Source organism: Rhodococcus sp. EPR-147, assembly GCF_001647185.1.
GTDB lineage: Bacteria > Actinomycetota > Actinomycetes > Mycobacteriales > Mycobacteriaceae > Rhodococcoides.
The window spans coordinates 1-20,675 of record NZ_LVCU01000058.1 but is presented as its reverse complement, the minus strand read 5'-3'; the positions used below and the strand labels follow the sequence as shown (position 1 = coordinate 20,675).

Genomic DNA, 20,675 nt, shown 5'->3' with positions numbered 1-20,675 from the left:
AACTGATTGCCCACCCGACTAGCGAGAAACAGGACCCCGACGTGACCGAGGCCCCCGCAACACATCCGCACTCGACGACGCGCACCATCGTGCACGTCCTCCGGCACGGCGAGGTGCACAACCCCAAGGGCATCCTCTACGGGCGGTTGCCGGGCTTCAAGCTGTCGGTGACGGGCCAGGCTCAGGCCAGGTCGGTCGCGGACGCGCTCGCCGGCCACGACATCACCCACGTCGTGGCATCGCCGTTGCTGCGCGCGCAGGAAACCGCCGGACCCATTGCCGCAGCGCACGGCCTGACCATCGCCGAGGACGAGAACCTCATCGAAGCAGGCAACGAGTTCGAGGGACTGCGCGTGGCCGTGGGCGACGGTGCACTGCGTAGGCCCCGGCACTGGTGGAAGCTGCGCGACCCGTTCACCCCGTCCTGGGGCGAGCCGTACCTGCAGATCGCACACCGCATGCTCGCCGCAGTCAATGCGGCGCGCGTCGAAGCCGTAGGGCACGAAGCCGTCTGCGTCAGCCACCAACTCCCGGTGTGGACACTGCGCCGCTTCCTGCAGGGCGATCGGCTCTGGCACGACCCGCGCAACCGTCAGTGCGGGCTCGCGTCGCTCACCTCGTTGGTCTACGAGGGGGACCAGCTGGTCGACCTCGTCTACTCCGAGCCCGCGGGGGCATCCGACCCAAGGATTTCCGGTGCGTAGGTTTCTGCTGGGTGTGGCCGCAGCGGCCCTCGTCGCGGGATGCTCCACCGGCACCGACGCGGTGGCGCAGGGCGGAACCTTCCAGTTCGTCTCACCGGGCGGACAGACCGACATCTTCTACGAGCCCGACGAGCGCGGCACCATCGGCGAGTTGTCCGGGCCCGACCTGATGACCGAGGGCAAGACGACCTCCCTGTCGGACTACGACGGTGACGTCGTCGTCCTCAACGTCTGGGGCCAGTGGTGCGGACCGTGCCGCGGTGAAGCCGACGACCTCGAAGACGTCTACGAGGCCACCAAGCCCTTGGGCGTCGAATTCCTCGGGATCAACGTGCGCGACGAGTCGCAGACCGCCGCGCAGGACTTCGTCGTCAGCAACAACGTCAGCTACGCCTCGATCTACGATCCGCCCATGCGCACTCTGACCGCGCTCGGCGGCGTCCCCACCTCCGTCATCCCGACGACCGTCGTGCTCGACCGGCAGCATCGCGTCGCGGCAGTGTTCCTGCGCGAACTGCTCGCCGATGACCTACGGCCCGTCGTCGAACGCGTCGCAGCCGAGGAGCCAGTGCAGCCGTGACCGAGACGATGTACCTCGCCGGGATAGGCGCGAGTTTCCAGGAAGCTGCGGCCTCCGGGCCGCTCGTCCTGGCCCTCGGAGCCTGCGTCCTGGCTGGGCTCGTCTCGTTCGCGTCGCCGTGCGTGGTACCCCTGGTGCCCGGATACCTCTCGTACCTCGCCGGAGTCGTCGGAGCCGACGCCCCTGCCGTCAGCGCCGACGAGGCAGCCGTGAAGACGAAGGTGCGCAGCGGGCGGTTGCGCGTGGCCGGAGCGGCGGGTCTGTTCGTCCTCGGATTCACGGTGGTGTTCGTTCTCGCCACCGCATCGGTGTTCGGAGCGATCTCCGTCCTGGCGATCAACCGCGAACTGCTCATGCGGATCGGCGGCGTCGTCACCATCGCCATGGGCCTGGTGTTCGTCGGACTGATTCCCGCGCTGCAGCGCGACGTGCGCTTCGAGCCGAAGCAGATCGGCTCACTGGCCGGAGCGCCGCTGCTCGGGGGCGTGTTCGCGCTCGGATGGACCCCGTGCCTGGGGCCGACGCTCGCGGGCGTCATCTCACTCGCCGCAGGGACAGACGGCACGACGGCAGCGCGGGGCGTCGTTCTGATCGTGGCGTACTGCCTCGGTCTCGGCTTACCGTTCGTGATCCTCGCGTTCGGTTCGGTCAGCGCGCTGCGTGGCGTCGGCTGGCTACGTACACATGCACGACAGATACAGGTGTTCGGCGGAATCATGTTGATAGCGGTAGGAATTGCACTGGTCACCGGTGCCTGGGATCAATTCGTCGGCTGGGTGCGCGACGCCTTCGTCTCCGATGTGGTGTTGCCGATATGACCACCGACATCGAAGAGCGCACCGAGGCATCGCCGCCGCGCAAGCAATCCGCGCTGGGCAGGGGAGCGGCGCTGGTCCGCAACACCTGGCGCGGCCTGACCAGCATGCGAACCGCGCTGGTGCTGCTGTTCCTGCTGGCCTTCGCCGCGGTACCCGGTGCCCTGGTGCCGCAGCGCAGCCTCAACGCCGGCAAAGTCGACGAGTACATCGCCGACCGCCCGACCCTCGGCCCGATCATGGACAAGCTCGAACTGTTCGACGTGTTCGGCAGCTTCTGGTTCACGGCGATCTACGCGCTGCTGTTCATCTCGCTGATCGGCTGCATCCTGCCGCGCTGCATCGAGCACGCGAAGCAATTGCGCACCAAACCCGTTCGTGCGCCCCGCAACCTCTCCCGACTGCCGCACCACAGCCGCTACGACGTGGACGGAACGCCGGAGGAGATCGCAGCGCAGGTACGCACCCAGTTGCGCGGTTGGCGCGTCGCCCAACGAACCGAGGACGGCGGAGCCGTGACGCTGTCGGCGGAGAAGGGCTACGTCCGTGAACTCGGAAACCTCGTCTTCCACTTGTCTCTCGTCGGACTGCTCGCCGCGATCGCCATGGGCAAGCTGCTCGGGTACGAGGGCAACCGCATCGTCATCGCCGACGACGGCCCAGGCTTCTGCACCTCGACCCCGGCCAACTACGACTCGTTCCGCGCAGGCAACCTCGTCGACGGCACCGACCTCGAACCACTGTGCGTGCGCGTCAAGGACTTCAGAGCCGACTACCTCGACACCGGCCAGGCCGAGATGTTCACCTCCAACATCGAATACCAGGCAGGCCAGGACCTCACGAACAACGTCTGGCGCGACGACCAACTGCAGGTCAACCACCCGTTGCGCGTCGCAGGAGACCGCGTCTACCTCCAGGGCCACGGCTACGCACCCACCTTCACCGTGACATTCCCGAACGGCGAAACCCGCACCGACACCATCCAATGGCAACCGACGGACGCCACGACCTTCCTCTCCAGCGGAGTGCTCCGTGTCGACCCGCCCGGCGGCTTGTATACCGATCCCCTGGACCGGCGAAAGAACCAGATCGCCATCGAAGGACTGTTCGCGCCGACGGCGTCGTTCCACGGCAGCCTGCTGTCGTCGAGCTTTCCCGCCATGAACGACCCCGCCGTCGCCATCGACATCTACAAGGGCGACACCGGCCTCGACACCGGACTGCCGCAGTCGATCTTCTCGCTCGATCAGGAAATGATCGCCCAGGGCAGGCTCGTGAAGCAGGACCGCGTCAACCTGATGCCAGGAGAATCGGCGACGCTGAGCGACGGAACGGTCGTCACCTTCGACGGAGCGAAAGAATTCGTCAACCTTCAGGTCTCACACGACCCGGCCCAGACCTGGGTGCTCGTCTTCGCACTCACGATGATGGGCGGACTGCTCGTCTCACTGGTGATCAAGCGTCGCAGAATCTGGGTCCGACTCACCGCCGACGCCCAAGCACGACGTACTGTAGTAGACCTCGGCGGACTTGCACGCACCGATCAGGCGGGGTGGGGCGAAGAGTTCGACCGCCTGTGCACCCGCCTGCTCGGCGACACCTCGAAACAGGAGAACTGACCGATGCCGATCAACGAGACCCTCTCGCAGTACAGCGACTGGTCCTTCGAATCAGCGTTCACCATCTACGTGCTCGCATTCGTACTGCTCATCGCCCAGTACGCCTCCGCCAAGGCCACGGCCGCTCAGGCGAAGGAACTCGTCGGTGCCGGCGCGCCGGTGGCCCAGTCGCGACCGGGACTGGTTGTCGAAGCCCCGAAACGACCGCTGTCCGAGCGACTCGCAGGCATGGGCTTCGCCCTGCTCGCCCCGGCGCTCGCGCTGCACATCGCCTCGGTGGTGCTCCGCGGGTTCGCCACCCACCGCTTCCCGCTCGGCAACATGTACGAGTTCGTCACCATGGCCACCGCAGCCGCCGCCCTCACCTCCGTGATCGTGCTGCGCAAGAAGTCCATGCGCCCGATGCTCGTATTCGTCCTCGCACCGATCATCGTGCTGATGTTCTTCGCCGCCACCAAGCTCTACGCCGACGCCGCACCCGTCGTCCCCGCGCTGCGCTCCTACTGGCTGCCCATCCACGTCACCATCGTCAGCGTCGGCAGCGGCATCCTCCTGGTCTCCGGCGTCGCCTCCCTGCTGTTCCTGCTGCGCATCAAGCAGCCCATCGGCCAGGAAAGCGTTGGGTTCTGGGGCAAATTCGCATCCAAGCTGCCCGACGCCCAGGCCCTCGACCGACTCGCCTACAAGACGACCATCGTCGCTTTCCCGCTCTTCGGAGCCGGCGTCATCCTCGGTGCAATCTGGGCCGAAGCCGCATGGGGCCGCTTCTGGGGCTGGGACCCCAAAGAGACGATGTCGTTCATCACCTGGATCATCTACGCCGCCTACCTGCACGCCCGCGCCACCTCCGGATGGCGCAACACCCGCGCCGCCTGGATCAACATCGCCGGATTCACCGCCATGCTCTTCAACCTCTTCATCATCAACATGGTGGTCTCGGGACTGCACAGCTACGCAGGACTGAACTAGTCCTCGCCCGCTGGCAGCCTCCGCGCGGGACTGTCAGCTGGTAGCGTCCGATCCGGCTCGATGGGGGACACATCCGAGCTCGGATCTTCGATGTGGGACGCGAACTGGGGGGAATCGGTCATGGCCGATCGGCACGAGAACAACTGGCAACCCGTCCGGCCATTGGACGACGACGTGCCCGAAGAAGACGTAGCTCGCCCCACGGAATCCGAGCCGGTCGTTGGCGTAGGGGCGGCGGAGGCCACACCCGCACCGCCGCGGGAGCCCTTCAGATCGACCCCCATCACGATGCCGCCCGAAAGCATCGACAATCAGCCCGTGCCGCAGCCCGAGGCCGCCCACACATCGCCGCCGCTTCCCGGGTCGCGGGACGGTGAAGCCCACGGTGACGCAGGTGGTGAGGCGGCGTCGGTCGCGGTGCCACCTGCCGGGGTCGACAAGACCGTCGTCGCACCACCGAGGCCCGTGGAACCGCCGACGACGGCTGTGGCACCGACCGTGAAACCGACTCCTACACATGCGCCGCCCGTCGCATCAGGGCCGCCACCGTCCCAGAATCCGGTGCCGCAGAATCCGGTGCTGCAGAATCCGATGCCGCAGAACCAAGGTGGGCCACAGAACTATTGGGCCCCGCAGAATCAAGCCGGGCCGCAGAACTATTGGGCACCGCAGAACCAGGGCGGTCCGCATGGGCAATGGCCGTCGGAGGGTCACTGGAATCCCCAGAATCAGTGGAACGGTCAGAATCAATGGGGGCCTCAGCCCGGCCAGTGGCCTGGGCCGCAGCATCAGAATCAGCTGTATCGGAATCAGCCTCAGCAGGTTCGGCAAGGCCCGGGCGACGCGTTGGTTGCCGCCCCGGGAGCGGTACCGACCATGGGCCCGAGTCGGTCGGATCAGCAGTCGGTGTCCTCGCTCGATCTCGGCAGTTCGTTGCTCGTCCGATCAGGGAATGCGCCGCCGGTGGCAGGGTGGCGTCGGGCGCTGTATCTGATGTCGCGTGGTCGTCTGAATGCGGGCAACAGTGCTGCCCAGCAGCGACGCCTGGTTCTGACCGCGGAGGTGGATCGCCCTCTTGTCGGGTGCCATCGCGTCGCGGTGCTGTCGCTGAAAGGGGGCGTGGGCAAGACCACGACGACGGCCACACTCGGCTCGACGTTCGCCGAGATCCGGGGTGATCGGGTGATCGCCATCGACGCGAACCCCGATCGGGGAACGCTGGGGCAGAAGGTGCCGGCCGAGACGACCGCCACCGTCCGTAATCTGTTGCGCGACATCGAGTCTCTGGACCGTTACAGCGACGTCAGGGCTTACACGTCGCAGAACGTGCATCGACTGGAGGTGTTGGCGTCCGATTCGGATCCGGCGGCTTCGGAGGCATTCAGCGGTGAGGATTACGATCGCGCCGTGTCGCTGTTGGAGAAGTTCTACAGCATCGTCATCACGGACTGCGGCACCGGTCTGATGCACTCGGCCATGGAAAGCATTCTCGAGGGAGCCGACACGCTGGTGGTGGTCAGTTCGGGCTCGGTGGACGGCGTGCGGAGCGCGTCGGCGACATTGGATTGGCTCGATGCGCACGGCTACCGCGAGCTGGTCGCCACATCGGTCGCCGTGGTCAACGGCGTTCGGCCGAGAGCTGGAAAAGTGGACCTGCACAAAGTTGTCGAGCATTTCGAGCAGCGGTGCGCTCGAGTGAGAACGATTCCGTTCGACCCGCATCTCGAGGAGGGGGCGGAAATCGAACTGGATCGTCTCCGTGGGCGCACACGGAAGGCACTGTTGGAAGTCGCGGCGGCGGTAGCGGCAGGTTTCCCCGACGCGCCCACCGCTGCCCACCGCAACTGAGAACTACCGAACCCTATTCACTGGGTTCGGTGCCTGCCTCGGTCCCGTCTTTCCCTCCGCGGCGAGCTTCACGGTTGATTCGCCACAGAAAATCGGGATCGTCATCGGGTCCGACAGTGCGGGTGGGTGGAGCCTGTGTGCTGGGTCCGAATGCCTTCCAGAACAGCACGATGACTGCCACCAAGCCGATCAACGCCAATAGATAGATCACGACGCACCTCCTACTACGAGGGTAGCCGCGATGCAACACCCTCCGCACCCGTCGAGCGTCGAAGATTCCTGAGAATGTTCGATGAGTTCGAGCGGGTGCGGAGATCGAGGGTATTTCCTACGTCAGGACGTCCGAATCAGTGGTGTGCGCCGGCTTCAGTGGTCAGAGAGGTCAGCAACTGCATGACCTCGGTCTCGCGGAATCGACGGTGCCCGCCCGGAGTGCGGAGCGATCCGAGGCGACCGGCGTGTGCCCAGCGTGTCACTGTCTTGGGGTCGACGTGAAAAAGCGCGGCTACCTGACCCGGCGTGAGAAGTGAGTCCTGAGCCTTGTGAAATGTGGGTGCGCTCATCTGTCGTGTCCTCCTACGATTCGGTTCGGTGCATATGCGTCGAACCGGAGATATCGGTCTGCTGCGTTCGAACCCCATGGTTGCACTCGAACCCCTAGGTACTCGACTGATACAAGGTTGGTAAAGGGGAGGTAATGGACAAATCGGTCACGCCGGGGGTGGGTCGGAGTGCTTGCCGAGCCCGGTAACCTGGGACCCGTGAGTGACGCGACGAACGCCGACAGCAGCGAACCTACCAGCGGAAACGGCGCGAAAGGTAGGTCGGCGAAGAAGTCTCTCGCCGTGAACCTGGGTGTGTACACCTTCGCGCGCCTGGCGCTCGTCATCGTGATCGGCGCACTCATCGTCGGCATCGGTTTACTCTTCGGCGTCGAGGTTCCGGTACTCGTCGCCGCGATCTTCGCCGTGCTGATCTCGCTACCTCTGTCGCTGCTCCTGTTCAAGAACATGCGCATCCGCGTCAACGAGTCCATCGCAGCAGTCGACGAGGACAGGCGCACCGCGCGTGCTGATCTGCAGTCGAAGCTGCGCGGTGAAGACGGTAAGAAATGACAAGGACGGTCGATCACTCGGGTTCACGGGCATGGGTCGACAATGCAGTCCGGTTGATCGAGGCCGATTCCCAGCGCAGCGCCGACACACACCTGTTGCGATACCCCCTTCCCTCGGCCTGGGGAATCTCGCTGTACCTCAAGGACGAATCGACGCACATCACCGGCAGCCTGAAGCACCGACTGGCTCGGTCGCTCTTTCTGTACGCAATCTGCAACGGATGGGTCACCGAACGCACCACGGTGATCGAAGCCTCGTCGGGCTCCACTGCCGTCAGTGAGGCCTATTTCGCCGGACTGCTCGGACTGCAATTCGTCGCCGTGATGCCTCGGAGCACCAGCCCGGCCAAGATCGCACTCATCGAGTCCCACGGCGGGAGGTGTCATTTCGTCGATCAGCCCGGCGAGATGTACACCGAAGCGCATCGACTCGCGGCCGAGCCGGACAGCCACTACATGGACCAGTTCACGCACGCCGAACGAGCCACCGACTGGCGCGGAAACAACAACATCGCCGAGTCGATCTTCGACCAACTTCGGCTAGAGGAATCCCCCATTCCAGACTGGGTGGTCGTCGGTGCGGGGACCGGAGGGACCAGCGCCACCATCGGCCGCTACATCCGATATCGCAGGCATGCAACGCAATTGGCGGTTGTGGACCCCGAGAATTCGGCGTTCATCGGCGGCTACGAGTCCGGAGACGCGTGCTACGAGACAGGGCTGTCCTCCCGCATCGAGGGCATCGGCCGACCGCGCGTCGAACCCTCGTTCGTCGGCCAGGTGATCGATCGAATGATCGCAGTGCCCGACGCCGCATCCGTGGCCGCCGCACGGTTCACCTCGGACGCACTCGGTAAACGAGTGGGCGGATCGACGGGCACCAACATCTGGGGTGCCTTCGGACTGATCGCGGAAATGATCGCAGCAGGCCGCAGCGGGAGCGTGGTGACACTGCTGTGCGACGGCGGAGACAGGTACACGCAGACCTACTTCGACGACGCCTGGGTTTCGAGCCAGGGTATGGATCTCGACGAACCGACCGCAGCCCTCGAAAAGTTCGTTCGTACCGGGGTGTTCTGAGGAGATCTACTTGCTCACCGCCATCGACGCCGCGGCAGTTGCAGCGGCGACGGTGACGACCGCCGGCCAGGCACCGATCTTCTTGGCCAGCGGGTGCGAGGCACCGAAGGCGACGAGATAGGTCCCGAGCAACGCACCGGCTCGGGCCGAACCCGAGGATTTCTGCCACTGGGTCGTGCACGCCACACCCGCAGCGGCCAGTACGGCTCCGCCGAGCTGACGGTTGTGCGACTGCCGGGCGACGGCGAAGCCGCCGAGCAATCCACCGGCAGCGAGTGCGGATGTGGCGATCGAGCGTCGAGTGTCGTTGGTGGCCATGATCATCACCCTATCCGCGCTTGCACCCGCAGGCTCCTCGCCAGATGGTCTCGTTGCTCGATCACCAAGCGCCGCAGGGCGGCCGGTGCCCACTCGTGCTCGGCAAGCCAGCTATCCGCGGCCGCCGTCGACGACTGCTGAGGGAACAGGCGGACGACGATTCGCCGTGCGATTTCGATGCTGCGCGAGGTCCACAACGACGCGATGGCTTCGAAGTAGCGGTCGTTGTATGCCTGCGTCAGGTCCGGCCGGTGCCCGGCCCCGAAGCCGGTGATGAAGGCGTCGAGAACATCGTTGGACGCATCGTCGCGCTCTGTGATGGCAGCCCACGCCCTTGCCTTGACCTCGGCGTCGGGGATCGCCGTCGACGCCGCCGTGTGTGAGGTGCGTCCAGACGACGTGTTGTCGGAGGCAAGCTCGGCATCGAGTTCGGACGAGGTCGCGTTTCCGGTCGCGGCCAGGGCCAGCCAGAACGACCAGCGCTGGTCGGGATCGAGGCGCAGACCTGGCACGGTCGCCGTGCCGTCGAGAAGTGCGCGTAGGTCGGCTGCGCGGGAGCCGTCGAGTTGGGCCGCGGCCGCGGTGGCTCGCGCCCACACCAACTGGGTATCGCTCCCTGGCTCACTCGCATGCAGCTGCGTCCACGACGCCTCGAGCCACTGCCGAAGGGGTTCGCGCCGTCGGTCCTCCGGGAGGTAATGCTCGAGGGCGTACGCCACATTGGCCGTGACTGCGGACAACAGACCGATCTTGGGCTCATTCGGTGCGAATCTGGTTGCGATGTCGATGTATTCGAGTGCAGACAGCTCGGCGTCGCGGGTGGAGTTCCACAACGCTGACCACACCAGGCCCCGGGCGAGAGGGTCGACGATGCGATCGAGGTGGTTTCGCACGGTGGTACTGGAGCGCTCGTCGAATCGGATCTTGGCGTATGTCAGGTCGTCGTCGTTGAGCAGCACCAGCGCGGCCTCGGGAAGGTCGACCGGCGTTCGTTCCTCGGCGATGTCGAGTTCTCGTCGGTGGGTTCTCGTCAGATTTCCGGCTTCGTCGAGGTCGTAGAGCCCGACGGCAATTCGGTGAGGCCGCGGGTCCGTCTGCTCGATGGCATCGCCGGTGTAGCTGAGCGTGGAGACGCCGGTGGTCTGCAGCCATGCTGCAGCCCAGGTGTCGAGGTCGCGTCCGCTGGCGGTCGACATCTCGCTCAGCAGGTCCGTCAGAGTCGTGTTTCCGAAGGCGTGCGCGCGAAAGTAGTTGCGGGAGGCGGCGAAGAAGGCATCTGCGCCCACGAACGCCCCGAGTTGCTTGAGGACGCTCGCACCCTTGGCGTAGGTGATGCCGTCGAAGTTGAGCTTCGCGGCCTCGAGATCGGTGATGTCGGCGACGATCGGGTGGGTGGTCGGAAGTTGGTCCTGCAGGTACGCCCACGCTTTTCGTCGGTTGGCGAAGCTGACCCAGGCGTCGGTGAATCGGGTCGCTTCGGCCGATGCAAATGCACCCATGAAGTCGGCAAAGGATTCCTTGAGCCACAGGTCGTCCCACCACTGCATCGTGACGAGGTCGCCGAACCACATATGCGCCATCTCGTGCAGGATCGTGTTCGCGCGGGCCTCGTACTGGGCTTCGGTTGCCGCAGAACGGAATACGTACGACTCGGTGAACGTGACGAGGCCGGGATTCTCCATGGCGCCGAGGTTGTACTCGGGGACGAAGATCTGGTCGTACTTTCCGAAGGGATACGGGTAGTCGAACTTGTCGTGAAAGAAGTCGAGGCCCCGTTTCGTGATGTCGAAGATGTCCTCGGCATCGAAGTACTCGGCGAGAGACGCCCGGCAATAGGCACCGAGGGGGACAGTGAGTTCGCCTTGCGTCCAGGATGATCGGACGCGGTGATACGGGCCGGCCGCAACTGCGGTGATGTAGGTCGAGATCGGCAGGGTCGGCGCGAAGGTGGTGACCGTGTCGGCCGTGACTCCCTCGCGGTTCGACAGTACGGTCCACGTCGGCGGAGCCGTGACAGTGAGAGTGAAGGTGGCTTTCAGATCCGGTTGCTCGAAGTTCGCGAACACTCGGCGTACATCGGCCGGCTCGTACTGCGTGTAGAGATAGACGTTGTCGTCGACGGGATCGACGAACCGATGGAGTCCTTCACCCGACCGGCTGTATCGTCCGCGCGCGCGAATCCGCACGATATTGTGCTCGGTGAGCCCGACCAGTTGAATCCGTGAGCCGTCGTAGTCGACCGGCGTGTCGATACCGTTGACGGTCACTTGGTCTACTGCCGCACCGATGAAGTCCACCCAGGTCGCAGCGGGGGTCGCGTCGAATTCGATGGTCGTCACGGTCTCGAAGGTGTCGAGGTCTGCGTCCTCTGCGCGCAGGAGATCGAGGTGAACGCGGTACTTCACCCCGCCGATGTGGCGCGATCGCCTGCGAGTTTCGGTCCGGGTCAGATTCGCGGTGCTCACCGAACCAACCCTAGGCGATCGGTTTTCACAGGGTCGGCGCGGTGAAGTAGTGGTTTCCGAGAGGGTCGACGATATGCAGGACTCCTTCCGGGAGTAATTCGGTGCGCCAGAGTTTCCGTGTTTTGAGGTTGTGGTGGAGCCGACAGCGCGGGCCGATGTTCGTCCGGATCGTCCAACCCCCTCGCTCCGGATTCTGTCGATCGAACTCGACGATGTGGTCGAGGTCGCATCGCTCCGAAGGCACGTTGCAGCCAGGATGCAGGCAGTACGGATGTTCGGCGCGAACCTGCGCGGCAAGGGCTCTGCTCGGCGCATAGGTCAGTGCCCCCGGAGGCGGAATCGCCATGCCTCCGTGGCCGTCGGGGTGTAGGGCGTGGACGCCGCGAGGGTTGTTCTCGACGATGGCACGCCAGCGTTCGATCAACGTCCCTCCGCCCGGTCTCGATCGAGTCGCTGTATCGGGTGGCGGTGCGTCGGGTGCTGGTGAGACGGGTGGTGGTGTGTCGGGTGGCAGCGGGCCCGTCAGTGCCCTGCCCAGTGGCTCCCTCGTTGGGCGCTCGGACCCCGGCCGTGCGGAACCCGAACCCTCGGTGGCTGTTTCACCGGTGGCGTCGGCATTCGCATCCGAACGGTCGGGCATTACTGTCACCGGCTCACCGTGTTCGGGAGTTTCGGCATCCGCTACGTCACCCCGAGAGGTCAGGCACGTCGAGCACCCGCACAGCAGTGTCTCGCCGCGCATCAGCGCGGTCTGTGCGTCGCCCCGTCGTTGATCGTCCGAACGTGGATCCTCGGGGTGCAAACGGGAGACTTCGGCGTCGATACGCGAAAGCTGTTCGTCGGCTTCGCCATCGGTCATCACCGTGGTGAGGCTCGACAGCCCTCGTGCCCGTCGCCGAACCCGGACGCGCTTCTCGGTTCGCGCGGCACGTGTGCGTACTGCGCGGTCCCACTCGGCATCGGCCTCGACGAGCAGTCGGTCGATCTCGCGACCCAGGGGGCCCGGTGCCATCTCTCCGGCAGCTTTGAGAACCTCGGCTTCGATGGCGACGACTGTCTCCGGACGCGCATGAAGCAGATGGTCGTGGATCGTTTTGACTCGCTCTTTGTCGATCGATCCGTTGATGAAACTGTTCCGTACGAGGGGACGTAGCTGACGCCACATCTGAAGCTTGTTGTGAATGGCGGCGAAGGTGGACGACAGTGCCGCAGCCAGTTCGCAGATCGCCGAGCTGTACAGATCCTTTTCGGTCACTCCTGTGTCCCACGGCGAGGCGCATGCCGTTCGGCCGCGAACGTAGTGGTCCATGAGCGCCAGTTCCGATGCGGCAGCGGCGTTTATCGTCCGGCGCGCACCGAGGACGTCGGCGAGCGCAGAGTGATCGTCCACCATCCACGTCGACTCACGTAGCCCCATGTCACCCCCCAGCGACGAAGGGCCGAACACGTATTCGACCCGTTGCCGAGAAGTGTAGAACCGGGCACCGACAAGTTCTGATCACGAGGCGATCAGCGCGAGCGAACAGCCAAGGCGACATCCAGGGCCAGCAGGTAGTGATTGATGTCTATGGCTGCCCGAGAGCCTGCTGCCGCCGAATTGATCAATTGTGCCGGGGAATCCGAGACGTTACCCGCTGCCCACAGTCCGTCGACGCTGGTGCGGCCGGTCGGGTCGGTTGCCACCCATCCGTTCTCCAACTGCGCGCATCCGATTCGGGTGAGCAGACTGTCGTTGGGGACGAACGTCGGGCCGACGAAGACGACCGCTCTGGGAACGACGGTGCCGTCGACGAGTTCCACGCCTTCGACTTCGCCGTCTTCCGCGACGAGCCGAGACACCGGTACGTCCACGATTCCGACGGACCGAGCGTCGAGTCCGATCCGTTCGTCTTCGGTCAGTTCGATCCCGTTGGTGAAGAAGACGACGTCCGACGACCATTGGCGAATCAGCGAGGCCTGATGGATGGTGAACGGTCGATTGGATCCGCCGATCACGGCAATGGGTCGATCTCGCACCTCGTAGCCGTGGCAGTACGGGCAATGCAAGACCCCCGAGCCCCAGTGCTCGCGTACGCCCGGAATGTCGGGCAGTTCGTCCCGCAGCCCCGTGGACATCAATACCGATCTGGAACCGAGGACCGAGCCGCTCTCGAGGTGCACCGCGAAACTGTCGTCGACGCGAGTGACGTTGCCCTGCAGAATCTCTCCGCCGTATCGGATGACCTCGTCGCGGCCGGTTTCGCGTAGCTCGTTGGGGGATGCGCCATCACGCGACAGAAAACCGTGAACGTGATCTGCAGGCGCATTGCGTGGATGCCCGGCGTCGACCAGGACCACCCGTCGTCGCGCGCGAGCCAACAGCGTCGCGGCACTGAGTCCGGCGGGGCCGCCGCCTATCACCACGGTGTCGTACGTCAAGACGCCTCCTCGTGAATGAGTCGATGAGATGAATTAGGCTGTGAACGTAGCAGAACTGTCAACTGGTTAACAATATTGGTGGTGACGATGACCGACGCATCGCTTCGTGAGCTGACCTGCGCACGGTGGGCAGAGTTCAACCCCGACCTCGACGCCTCGCCGATGCAGGTGGTTGCCCAGATCAAGCGCATCGTCGCGCTCCTCGAGCTGGCCGTAGAACCGATCTATGCCGAGGCCGGCGTCACGGTGGCCGAGGTCGAACTGATGGTGCCGCTGCGCTACGGCACCGAACCCGTGACGGCAGTTCGGTTGGCCGAACTGCTCGGCATGACTCGCGCCGGGGTCAGCAAGGCGTTGGGAAAGCTCGAACGTCGCGGCTTCCTCGAGCGCGTGCAGAATGCCGAGGATCGGAGGTCTGCGTCGATCACGTTGACCGACGCGGGCAAAGATGTCGTGGACGAGGTCTTTCCTCGCGAGCTTGCGGCTCACGGCCGATTGTTCGACGCGTTGGGCTCGCGACGGGAGCGGGTCCTCGAAGCCCTCGATGTATTGGCCGAGTCGATGGAGGACGGTGTGTCCTCGCAGTGACAACTCCATCTGCCTGCGACGCCGCTACGCTCGGCATCACGTGCAGGGCAATCCCGGAGGCGGCACAGTGAACACCTTTCAGAAGTCGGCAGCAGCGTTCAACAAGGTTTTTGTGGTCGTCATGAAGGCGCCGGTACTCGACAGAGTGCTGGGACGGTCGATGGGAATCCTGACCTACATCGGCCGAAAATCCGGCAAGGAGTTCTCACTGCCAGTGGCCTACAAGCGAACGGGCAATCACGTGAAAGTTGCGGTGGCGGTGCCGGACAAGAAGAACTGGTGGCGAAATTTCGAGAACGACGGCGGTCGAGTCGATGTCGACCTCGGCGACGTCCATCATTCAGGCCTTGCCGTGGCGACTCGTGACGATCGTGGGCGAGTAACTGTCGACATCGACTTGGAGCGCTGAACGCGCTGTAGGCAATCACGTCAACCCGGGTTGACAGCCCAGCGCTTGTCAACTTATATTGACAACATGACCGAAGCCACTGCGCTTGCCGCCGCAGCCGCCAGTTCCGATCCGGGGGAGGGGCTGCGCGCGGTAGCTGCCCTTCGCCGCCTGCTCGAGCGATTGGAAGACGCTCAGGTTCGCAGTGCACGACGCAACGGTTGGGCCTGGCAGGCAATCGCCGACTCGCTCGGAGTCAGCAGGCAGGCAGTCCATAAGAAGCACGGCGGAAAGGGAAGGTAGGCAACCATGTTCGAGCGATTCACCAAATCGGCCAGAGCTGTCGTCGTCGGCGCGCAGGGCCACGCGCGGGCGTTGCATTCGCACCGGATCGAGCCCGTACACCTGTTTCTCGGTGCCCTCGATCATGCCGGCGAACCTCTAAAGAAGGCACTGGGGGCAGCCGGATTCACAGTCGACGGAGTGCTCGCGGACGCGCAGTCTCAGGATGCGCGTGCCCTGAAGTCCCTCGGAATCGACCTCGACACCATTGTCTCGACGATCGACTCCACTCTCGGTCCGGGTGCAATGGAGGGGGCGCAGACGTCGCCGCCGCATCATCTCCCTTTCGGCCCATCGGCGAAGGAAGTGCTGAAGCTGTCGCTGAAGGAAGCCGTCGAACGACGGGACCGCGAGATCGGCGTCGAACATGTTCTTCTCGGTTTGGTTCGCGGTGCAGATCCGTCGTTCACTGAACTGGTGCAGCAGCACTGTTCGCTCCGGCAGTTGCGTTCGATTGTCTCGCTCGTTCGGGCGTCGTAGCTCTCGGCCGTCCACGACCCTACGATGGCGCCATGAACTTTTTGATTCGGCTCGTGATCAATGCCGTTGCAATCTGGGTTGCCAAGGAATTCGTGGATGGCATCACTGTCACCAGCTCGGGGCGCGGCGATGGGTGGGACATCGTGGTGCTGCTCGGTATCGCGGCCGTGTTGACGGTCGTCAATGCGTTCATCAAACCGCTGGTGCAGCTCATGTCGCTGCCGCTGCTGATTCTGACGCTCGGGTTGTTCACTCTCGTGATCAACGCCTTGATGCTGTTGTTGACGGGTTGGCTGTCGTCGCAGACCGGCTACGGCCTCGAGATCGTCGGGTTCGCCGCGGCGTTCTGGGGCGCGATCATCATCTCGATCGTGAACTTTCTACTGGGCGCGTTCGTTCCCGACAAGCGCTAGGCGAAGGCCAGCGCCACTCCTGTGCTTGCGCCCCAGACGAGCATCGCCAGGCCCGAATCGCGCAGTGCCGGAATCAGTTCGAATCCGTGAGCGCCCTTGCGTACCGGGGAGTTGGCACGTGCGGCGAAAGGCAGCGCGAGCAGGCCCACCAGCGCCCATGGAGTGCGGGCAATCAGTGCCACCGTCATCGCGAACGGCACCACCAGTAGCGCGAGATGCAGGTAGCGAGTGCGCATGTCACCCAATCGCACTGCCAGCGTGAGCTTTCCGGATTCGGTATCGGTGGGGATGTCGCGAAGGTTGTTGGCGACGAGTACTGCGCTGGAGAACGATCCGACGGCCACTGCAGCCAACACGCCTGCCCAATCGATCTGCTCGGCCTGTACGAACTGGGTGCCCAGTACCGCAACGAGACCGAAGAAGACGAACACGGCTATCTCGCCGAAACCGCTGTAGCCGTACGGCTTCGATCCGCCGGTGTAGTACCAGGCACCGGCGATGCAGACGAGTCCGACGATGACCAGCCACCAGGCGCTGGTCGCTGCCAGAACCAATCCGGCCACGGCACCGACTGTGAAGCAACCGATGGCGGCCTTCTTGACGGCGCCGGCGGACGCGGCCTTCGAGCCGACCAGTCTCAGTGGCCCGACTCGGTCGTCGTCGGTGCCCCGGATTCCGTCGGAGTAATCGTTGGCGAAGTTGACGCCGACGATCAGAGCCAACGAGACGATCAACGCCAGCAGCGCCTTCCACCACACTCCTCCGTCCAGCGACGCGGCCGCGCCGGTGCCGACGAGGACGGGGGCGATCGCATTCGGGAGCGTGCGCGGTCGCGCACCTTCGATCCATTGCGCTGTGGTGGCCATGAGCGACGATCTTTCCGTATCTGTCCGACGGGTGAGAACGCGGCCGGTCAGAACGGCAGGCGTGGCAATACCGGCAACGGGATGACGGGCATCTGGACACCGGGAATCTGTGGCAGGGGCACCGTGGGTGCGGGCGGAGGTGCCGGCGGGTAGTAGTGCGGCTGCTGGTACTGCACGTAGGGCGCGGAATTTGCGGCGGCCGGCGCCGGTGCGGTGGTTGTCGGTGGGGGAGGAGGGATGTCGGGAAGCGGTGCCGGCGTGGTCGTCGCCGTGCTGGTACTCGACGGCCTGGTGGTTTGCGACACTGATTCACCGACGCTCGACGGGGTGCTCAGCGGTTGACCCTCGTCGCTGGATCCGAGTGCCGTGAACAGTCCGATGGCGGCAAGGACGCCTGCGATCGGAAGTGCGATCATGCCCAGTCGCGCCAGGGCTGGACGGTGCGAGACGAGGGGCGGCACGTGGGTGGCGTCGACGTGGGCGGCGTGCACCGCGGCACCGCCGGCGACGACGAGCTCGGGCCGGTCCGGGACCACGACCGGTAGCTGCAGGAAGCGTTCGAGGGTGGCCCGGACCAGCGGAATGTTGGACGTGCCGCCGATCGCGACGACGGCGTCGGGGTAGAACTCGGCCTCGCGGCCGAGTCGGCGCACTGTCTCGGCGGCCTGCTCGGTGGAGCGTGCGATGGACAACTCGAAGATGTGCCGCTCGAGGAGGATGTGCTCGCCATCCGGGGTGCTGATGGTCAGGTGCGAGGACAGCGCTTCCTTGATGCCGCGGCAGAAGGCCGTCAGCGCACTGTCCTCGTCCGGAGATTGGGGCGCACGCACTATGCCGAGTCCGAGTATGTGTTCTCGGACCACCGCGTCGAAGGAGGCACCGCTCATGGCGGTGGTCCGCGCGGAACCGTAGGAGCGGCCGGATTCGACGTCCACGATGTCGACGTCGACACCGGTCTCGCCCGCGTCGAACAGCGCGATGGTCCGGTGGTGGGAGGGGAGCCCTGGGCGCAGGTACTCCATGGCCGCGCCGGTCTTGTCGATGAGGTGGACGTCGGAGACGTACTCCTCGGCCAGTGCGTCGGCGATCTGGGTGCGTTCCTCGGAGGTGCGATAGGCGACGCCTAGAGATTGGGGCGCGTCCGGACTGTCGACGATGCCGCGGACGACGCGCGCGACGTCGGATGCCGTGGGGGAGAGCTGCCAGTCGTCGAACGGGGTGCCGTCGGTCCATGCACCGTCTTCGGTGGTCCGCGCCGTGCGAATGCCGCACGTGCCCAGGGACACACCCACTGACGAACGCATCGCTTCTCCGGCCTCTCCATTTCGATGACGGTGTTCGGGTCTGAAGACTCGCCCTCATGACAGGCGACGTGGACACTGTACCGTCTCGCGGTTTGATTAGAAGCTCGAAACAATCCGAAGGTCAGCTCTATGGAGTTGCATCATCGATCTACTATCTGGTGGCCGTCGCGCTTGCGTCCGCTGTTCGGCCAGGTCAGAGCGGGAGTGAGGTCTCCGTCAGGCCGACGCCGCCCGTGCCGCGCAGCTTTCGGAACCATTCGGTACCGAAGGTGGAGGCGAGGTCCTCGACGGACATCTGCAGAAACGGTCCGAAGTCACCGACCTGTGTTTCGTGGGCTTCCATTGCATCCCGTTTCGCGTTCATGACGCTGGAGACGTCGACCACCGTCGTGATCTCGGTTTCCGGCAGACCGAACGTTTCCATGTCCGGCGGTGACGCCTCCTCGCCCCAGTGCGGATTGGCCTCCATGAGTCGGCGCATGTGGTCGCGGTTGGTGGTGGTCTCGTAGACGAATCGAGTGTCGGCGATCGCGGTGGCGCGCTTGCCGACGACGTGAACCTGGATGTGGTCGGGGTGCCCGTAACCACCGTTCGGGTCGTAGATCGTCACGACGTCCGCCTGCTCTTCGAGCAATACGTCGGCCAACCGTTGCGCTGCGGTGTCGACGTCGACGTTGCAGAAGGCGTCCGGGTTCGCATTCTCCGGAGTACCGGCCATTCCGGAATCGGCGTAGTGCAGCCGCACGATGCGGGAGACTCCGAGAACGGCTGCCGAACGATCCAGCTCGACGCGTCTGCGCTCGGCCAGTGTCTCACCGTCGGTGAGGATTCCGTCTGGAAACTCACCGAGGGCACCGTCGGTCGCGGTGACCAGGACGACGCGGTGGCCGGCATCGGCGGCGAGCCGCATGACTCCGCCGGTGCCGAATACTTCGTCGTCGGGATGCGCGTGGAAGCAGACCAGAACACTCATGCGGTGAATGCTTGCATGTCGAAGAGGGTGCGGCCCAGTCGGCGGGCAAATACGATCTGCGGATGACCACACAGCGGTCGGCCGCGATTCGTTCGTATTGGCAGGACTCACGAGCGGATCGGTACTGCCGCGCACTGCATCCCGTCGGGATTTTCTTCGCTCTGGTGTTCTTCGCGCTGTCCATGACTCCGTCGCTGCTGCCCAGGGCCTGGTATCTGCAGGCGGTGGCCACCGGAATCAGCGTCGCGATCGGATACGGCGTGGGTTGCCTGATCGCGTGGGTGGTGCGGATCTGTGGAGTGTCACCCGACTGGTCGGAGCAGTGGCGTCGACGCGGGTGGTGGGCGCTGGCCGTGGCCGCGGTGGTGGTGATTCCGCTGTTCCTGATCCTGGGATCGTGGTGGCAGCAGATCGTCCGCAAGCTCGTCGGTGTGGAGGATCCCGGGAGGCCGCTGTACATCGCGGTGCTGGTGGTCTCGCTGGTGGTTGCCGTGGGAGTGCTCGCCTTGGGTCGTCTGCTGCGGCGAGCCACCCGTGCGTTGACGCGATGGGGCAAGCAGTACGTGCCGAGGCCGGTCGCGAGGATCGCGAGCGTGATCGTCGTAGCCCTGTTGGTGGTGTTCGCCGTCAACGGCGCGCTGATTCGCGGCATCGTGGCGGTCGCGGAGAGGTCGGCCTCCACTGCGGACCGCGGCAACCACGAGGGCGTCGAGAAGCCCACGGCGGCCGAACTGTCGGGTTCGGACGCCTCGAACGAGGAGTGGGATTCCCTGGGGCAGGAGGGTCGACGCTTCGTCGTGTCCGGGGTATCGCCGGACGAGATCAGTGAGTTCACCGGAAGGCCTGCGGTGCAACCGATCCGCGCCTACGCGGGCGTGGAGTCCGCGGACACCGTCGAAGGTGTGGCCCAGCGGGTGGTGGCAGAGCTCGACCGTACCGGCGCATTTTCTCGCGCCGTGCTCGGTGTCGCGACGACCACCGGGCGCGGGTGGGTGAACGAGAGCGTCGCTCGCCCTCTGGAATACCTGTACGACGGTAACTCGGCGATCGCGTCGATGCAGTACTCGTTCCTGCCGAGCCCGATGGCATTTCTGGCCGACCGCCAGACTCCCCAGGATGCCGGACGGGCCCTTTTCGAGGCGGTATACGAGGTGTGGAGCGAACTCCCCGAGGATTCGCGACCGAAGCTGGTGTTGTTCGGCGAGAGCCTCGGTGCCTACGGCGGACAGGATGCGTTCAGCGGCGCGCAGGACATGATCGCGCGCATCGACGGTGCCCTGTGGGTGGGCAACCCGAACTTCACCCCGCAATGGGCCCGCATCACCGGTGGGCGCGACGCCGGATCCCGCGAGATCCTGCCTGTCATCGACGGCGGCGAGCACGTTCGTTTC

At 64.9% G+C, this 20,675-nt stretch carries 23 protein-coding genes; 14 read left to right on the top strand and 9 right to left on the bottom strand.

All coding sequences use genetic code 11. The features are described 5' to 3' along the window. Positions 1-41: 41 nt before the first annotated feature. The 6 genes from A2J02_RS02635 (at position 42) to A2J02_RS27045 (ending at position 6,535) form a co-directional block, all read left to right on the top strand. Complete coding sequence (locus A2J02_RS02635) at positions 42-704, top strand: histidine phosphatase family protein (protein WP_068046369.1); 663 nt, start codon at positions 42-44, stop codon at positions 702-704. Beyond that, positions 697-1,284, top strand: a complete 588-nt coding sequence (locus tag A2J02_RS02630) for a TlpA disulfide reductase family protein (protein ID WP_068046366.1) — start codon at positions 697-699, stop codon at positions 1,282-1,284. The genes A2J02_RS02635 and A2J02_RS02630 overlap by 8 nt, the downstream gene beginning before the upstream one ends. A gap of 8 nt (positions 1,285-1,292) precedes the next feature. Next, complete coding sequence (locus A2J02_RS02625) at positions 1,293-2,102, top strand: cytochrome c biogenesis CcdA family protein (RefSeq protein ID WP_068046420.1); 810 nt, start codon at positions 1,293-1,295, stop codon at positions 2,100-2,102. Further along, complete coding sequence (resB, locus tag A2J02_RS02620) at positions 2,099-3,718, top strand: cytochrome c biogenesis protein ResB (protein WP_068046363.1); 1,620 nt, start codon at positions 2,099-2,101, stop codon at positions 3,716-3,718. The genes A2J02_RS02625 and resB overlap by 4 nt, the downstream gene beginning before the upstream one ends. Before the next feature lie 3 nt (positions 3,719-3,721). Next, positions 3,722-4,687 carry a c-type cytochrome biogenesis protein CcsB gene (gene ccsB / locus A2J02_RS02615; protein WP_068046360.1) on the top strand — a complete coding sequence of 322 codons (966 nt, stop codon included), beginning with the start codon at positions 3,722-3,724 and terminating at the stop codon, positions 4,685-4,687. A 591-nt stretch (positions 4,688-5,278) separates the two neighbouring features. Further along, positions 5,279-6,535: a MinD/ParA family ATP-binding protein gene (locus A2J02_RS27045; RefSeq protein ID WP_156516048.1), complete on the top strand. Its 1,257-nt coding sequence runs from the start codon at positions 5,279-5,281 to the stop codon at positions 6,533-6,535. A gap of 13 nt (positions 6,536-6,548) precedes the next feature. Here the strand turns inward: A2J02_RS27045 and A2J02_RS02605 are convergent, their stop codons facing one another. After that, positions 6,549-6,746, bottom strand: a complete 198-nt coding sequence (locus A2J02_RS02605) for a hypothetical protein (RefSeq protein ID WP_032393904.1) — start codon at positions 6,744-6,746, stop codon at positions 6,549-6,551. A 136-nt stretch (positions 6,747-6,882) separates the two neighbouring features. Continuing rightward, positions 6,883-7,098, bottom strand: a complete 216-nt coding sequence (locus A2J02_RS02600; protein WP_037187021.1) for a BldC family transcriptional regulator — start codon at positions 7,096-7,098, stop codon at positions 6,883-6,885. 198 nt (positions 7,099-7,296) lie between these two features. Here A2J02_RS02600 and A2J02_RS02595 point away from each other — a divergent pair, with 198 nt between their 5' ends. Together A2J02_RS02595 and A2J02_RS02590 are read left to right on the top strand one after the other, a co-directional pair. Further along, positions 7,297-7,650 (top strand): DUF4229 domain-containing protein, encoded by a 354-nt coding sequence (locus A2J02_RS02595; protein WP_082899469.1) that lies wholly within the window; start codon positions 7,297-7,299, stop codon positions 7,648-7,650. After that, entirely contained in the window at positions 7,647-8,729 is a 1,083-nt protein-coding gene (locus A2J02_RS02590) for a PLP-dependent cysteine synthase family protein (RefSeq protein WP_068046357.1), read from the top strand. The genes A2J02_RS02595 and A2J02_RS02590 overlap by 4 nt, the downstream gene beginning before the upstream one ends. 6 nt (positions 8,730-8,735) lie before the next feature. Here the strand turns inward: A2J02_RS02590 and A2J02_RS02585 are convergent, their stop codons facing one another. From A2J02_RS02585 to A2J02_RS02570, 4 genes are all read right to left on the bottom strand, one after another. After that, on the bottom strand, positions 8,736-9,047 hold the full coding sequence (locus A2J02_RS02585) for a hypothetical protein (RefSeq protein ID WP_068046410.1): 312 nt from the start codon (positions 9,045-9,047) through the stop codon (positions 8,736-8,738). 5 nt (positions 9,048-9,052) lie between these two features. Further along, positions 9,053-11,512, bottom strand: a complete 2,460-nt coding sequence (gene pepN / locus A2J02_RS02580; protein ID WP_068046355.1) for an aminopeptidase N — start codon at positions 11,510-11,512, stop codon at positions 9,053-9,055. A 25-nt stretch (positions 11,513-11,537) separates the two neighbouring features. Then, entirely contained in the window at positions 11,538-12,929 is a 1,392-nt protein-coding gene (locus A2J02_RS02575) for an HNH endonuclease signature motif containing protein (RefSeq protein ID WP_068046352.1), read from the bottom strand. A gap of 92 nt (positions 12,930-13,021) precedes the next feature. After that, positions 13,022-13,930 carry an NAD(P)/FAD-dependent oxidoreductase gene (locus tag A2J02_RS02570; RefSeq protein ID WP_068046349.1) on the bottom strand — a complete coding sequence of 303 codons (909 nt, stop codon included), beginning with the start codon at positions 13,928-13,930 and terminating at the stop codon, positions 13,022-13,024. Between the two features lie 87 nt (positions 13,931-14,017). On the opposite strand from A2J02_RS02570, the gene A2J02_RS02565 reads away from it, so the two are divergent. The 5 genes from A2J02_RS02565 to A2J02_RS02545 all read left to right on the top strand — a co-directional run bounded on the left by A2J02_RS02565 (position 14,018) and on the right by A2J02_RS02545 (position 16,141). Further along, positions 14,018-14,518: a MarR family winged helix-turn-helix transcriptional regulator gene (locus A2J02_RS02565; protein WP_068046408.1), complete on the top strand. Its 501-nt coding sequence runs from the start codon at positions 14,018-14,020 to the stop codon at positions 14,516-14,518. A 67-nt stretch (positions 14,519-14,585) separates the two neighbouring features. Next, positions 14,586-14,927, top strand: a complete 342-nt coding sequence (locus A2J02_RS02560) for a nitroreductase/quinone reductase family protein (protein ID WP_068046405.1) — start codon at positions 14,586-14,588, stop codon at positions 14,925-14,927. 66 nt (positions 14,928-14,993) lie between these two features. Next, the gene (locus tag A2J02_RS02555; RefSeq protein WP_068046347.1) at positions 14,994-15,209 is read left to right on the top strand and encodes a hypothetical protein; all 216 of its coding nucleotides are present in this window, start codon (positions 14,994-14,996) and stop codon (positions 15,207-15,209) included. A 6-nt stretch (positions 15,210-15,215) separates the two neighbouring features. Further along, on the top strand, positions 15,216-15,728 hold the full coding sequence (locus A2J02_RS02550; protein ID WP_068046344.1) for a Clp protease N-terminal domain-containing protein: 513 nt from the start codon (positions 15,216-15,218) through the stop codon (positions 15,726-15,728). A 32-nt stretch (positions 15,729-15,760) separates the two neighbouring features. Then, complete coding sequence (locus A2J02_RS02545) at positions 15,761-16,141, top strand: phage holin family protein (RefSeq protein WP_037187032.1); 381 nt, start codon at positions 15,761-15,763, stop codon at positions 16,139-16,141. Here the strand turns inward: A2J02_RS02545 and A2J02_RS02540 are convergent. From A2J02_RS02540 to A2J02_RS02530, 3 genes are all read right to left on the bottom strand, one after another. Beyond that, positions 16,138-17,007 carry a 1,4-dihydroxy-2-naphthoate polyprenyltransferase gene (locus A2J02_RS02540; protein ID WP_068046341.1) on the bottom strand — a complete coding sequence of 290 codons (870 nt, stop codon included), beginning with the start codon at positions 17,005-17,007 and terminating at the stop codon, positions 16,138-16,140. The genes A2J02_RS02545 and A2J02_RS02540 overlap by 4 nt on opposite strands. A gap of 47 nt (positions 17,008-17,054) precedes the next feature. Further along, a complete protein-coding gene (locus A2J02_RS02535; protein WP_068046336.1) occupies positions 17,055-18,311 on the bottom strand; it encodes an Hsp70 family protein in 1,257 nt (418 codons plus the stop codon). A 193-nt stretch (positions 18,312-18,504) separates the two neighbouring features. Continuing rightward, positions 18,505-19,284, bottom strand: a complete 780-nt coding sequence (locus A2J02_RS02530; protein WP_068046333.1) for a PIG-L family deacetylase — start codon at positions 19,282-19,284, stop codon at positions 18,505-18,507. Between the two features lie 62 nt (positions 19,285-19,346). Between A2J02_RS02530 and A2J02_RS02525 the strand changes: the two genes are divergently transcribed. Next, on the top strand, positions 19,347-20,675 hold a 1,329-nt coding region (locus A2J02_RS02525), incomplete at its 3' end, for an alpha/beta-hydrolase family protein (RefSeq protein ID WP_068046329.1).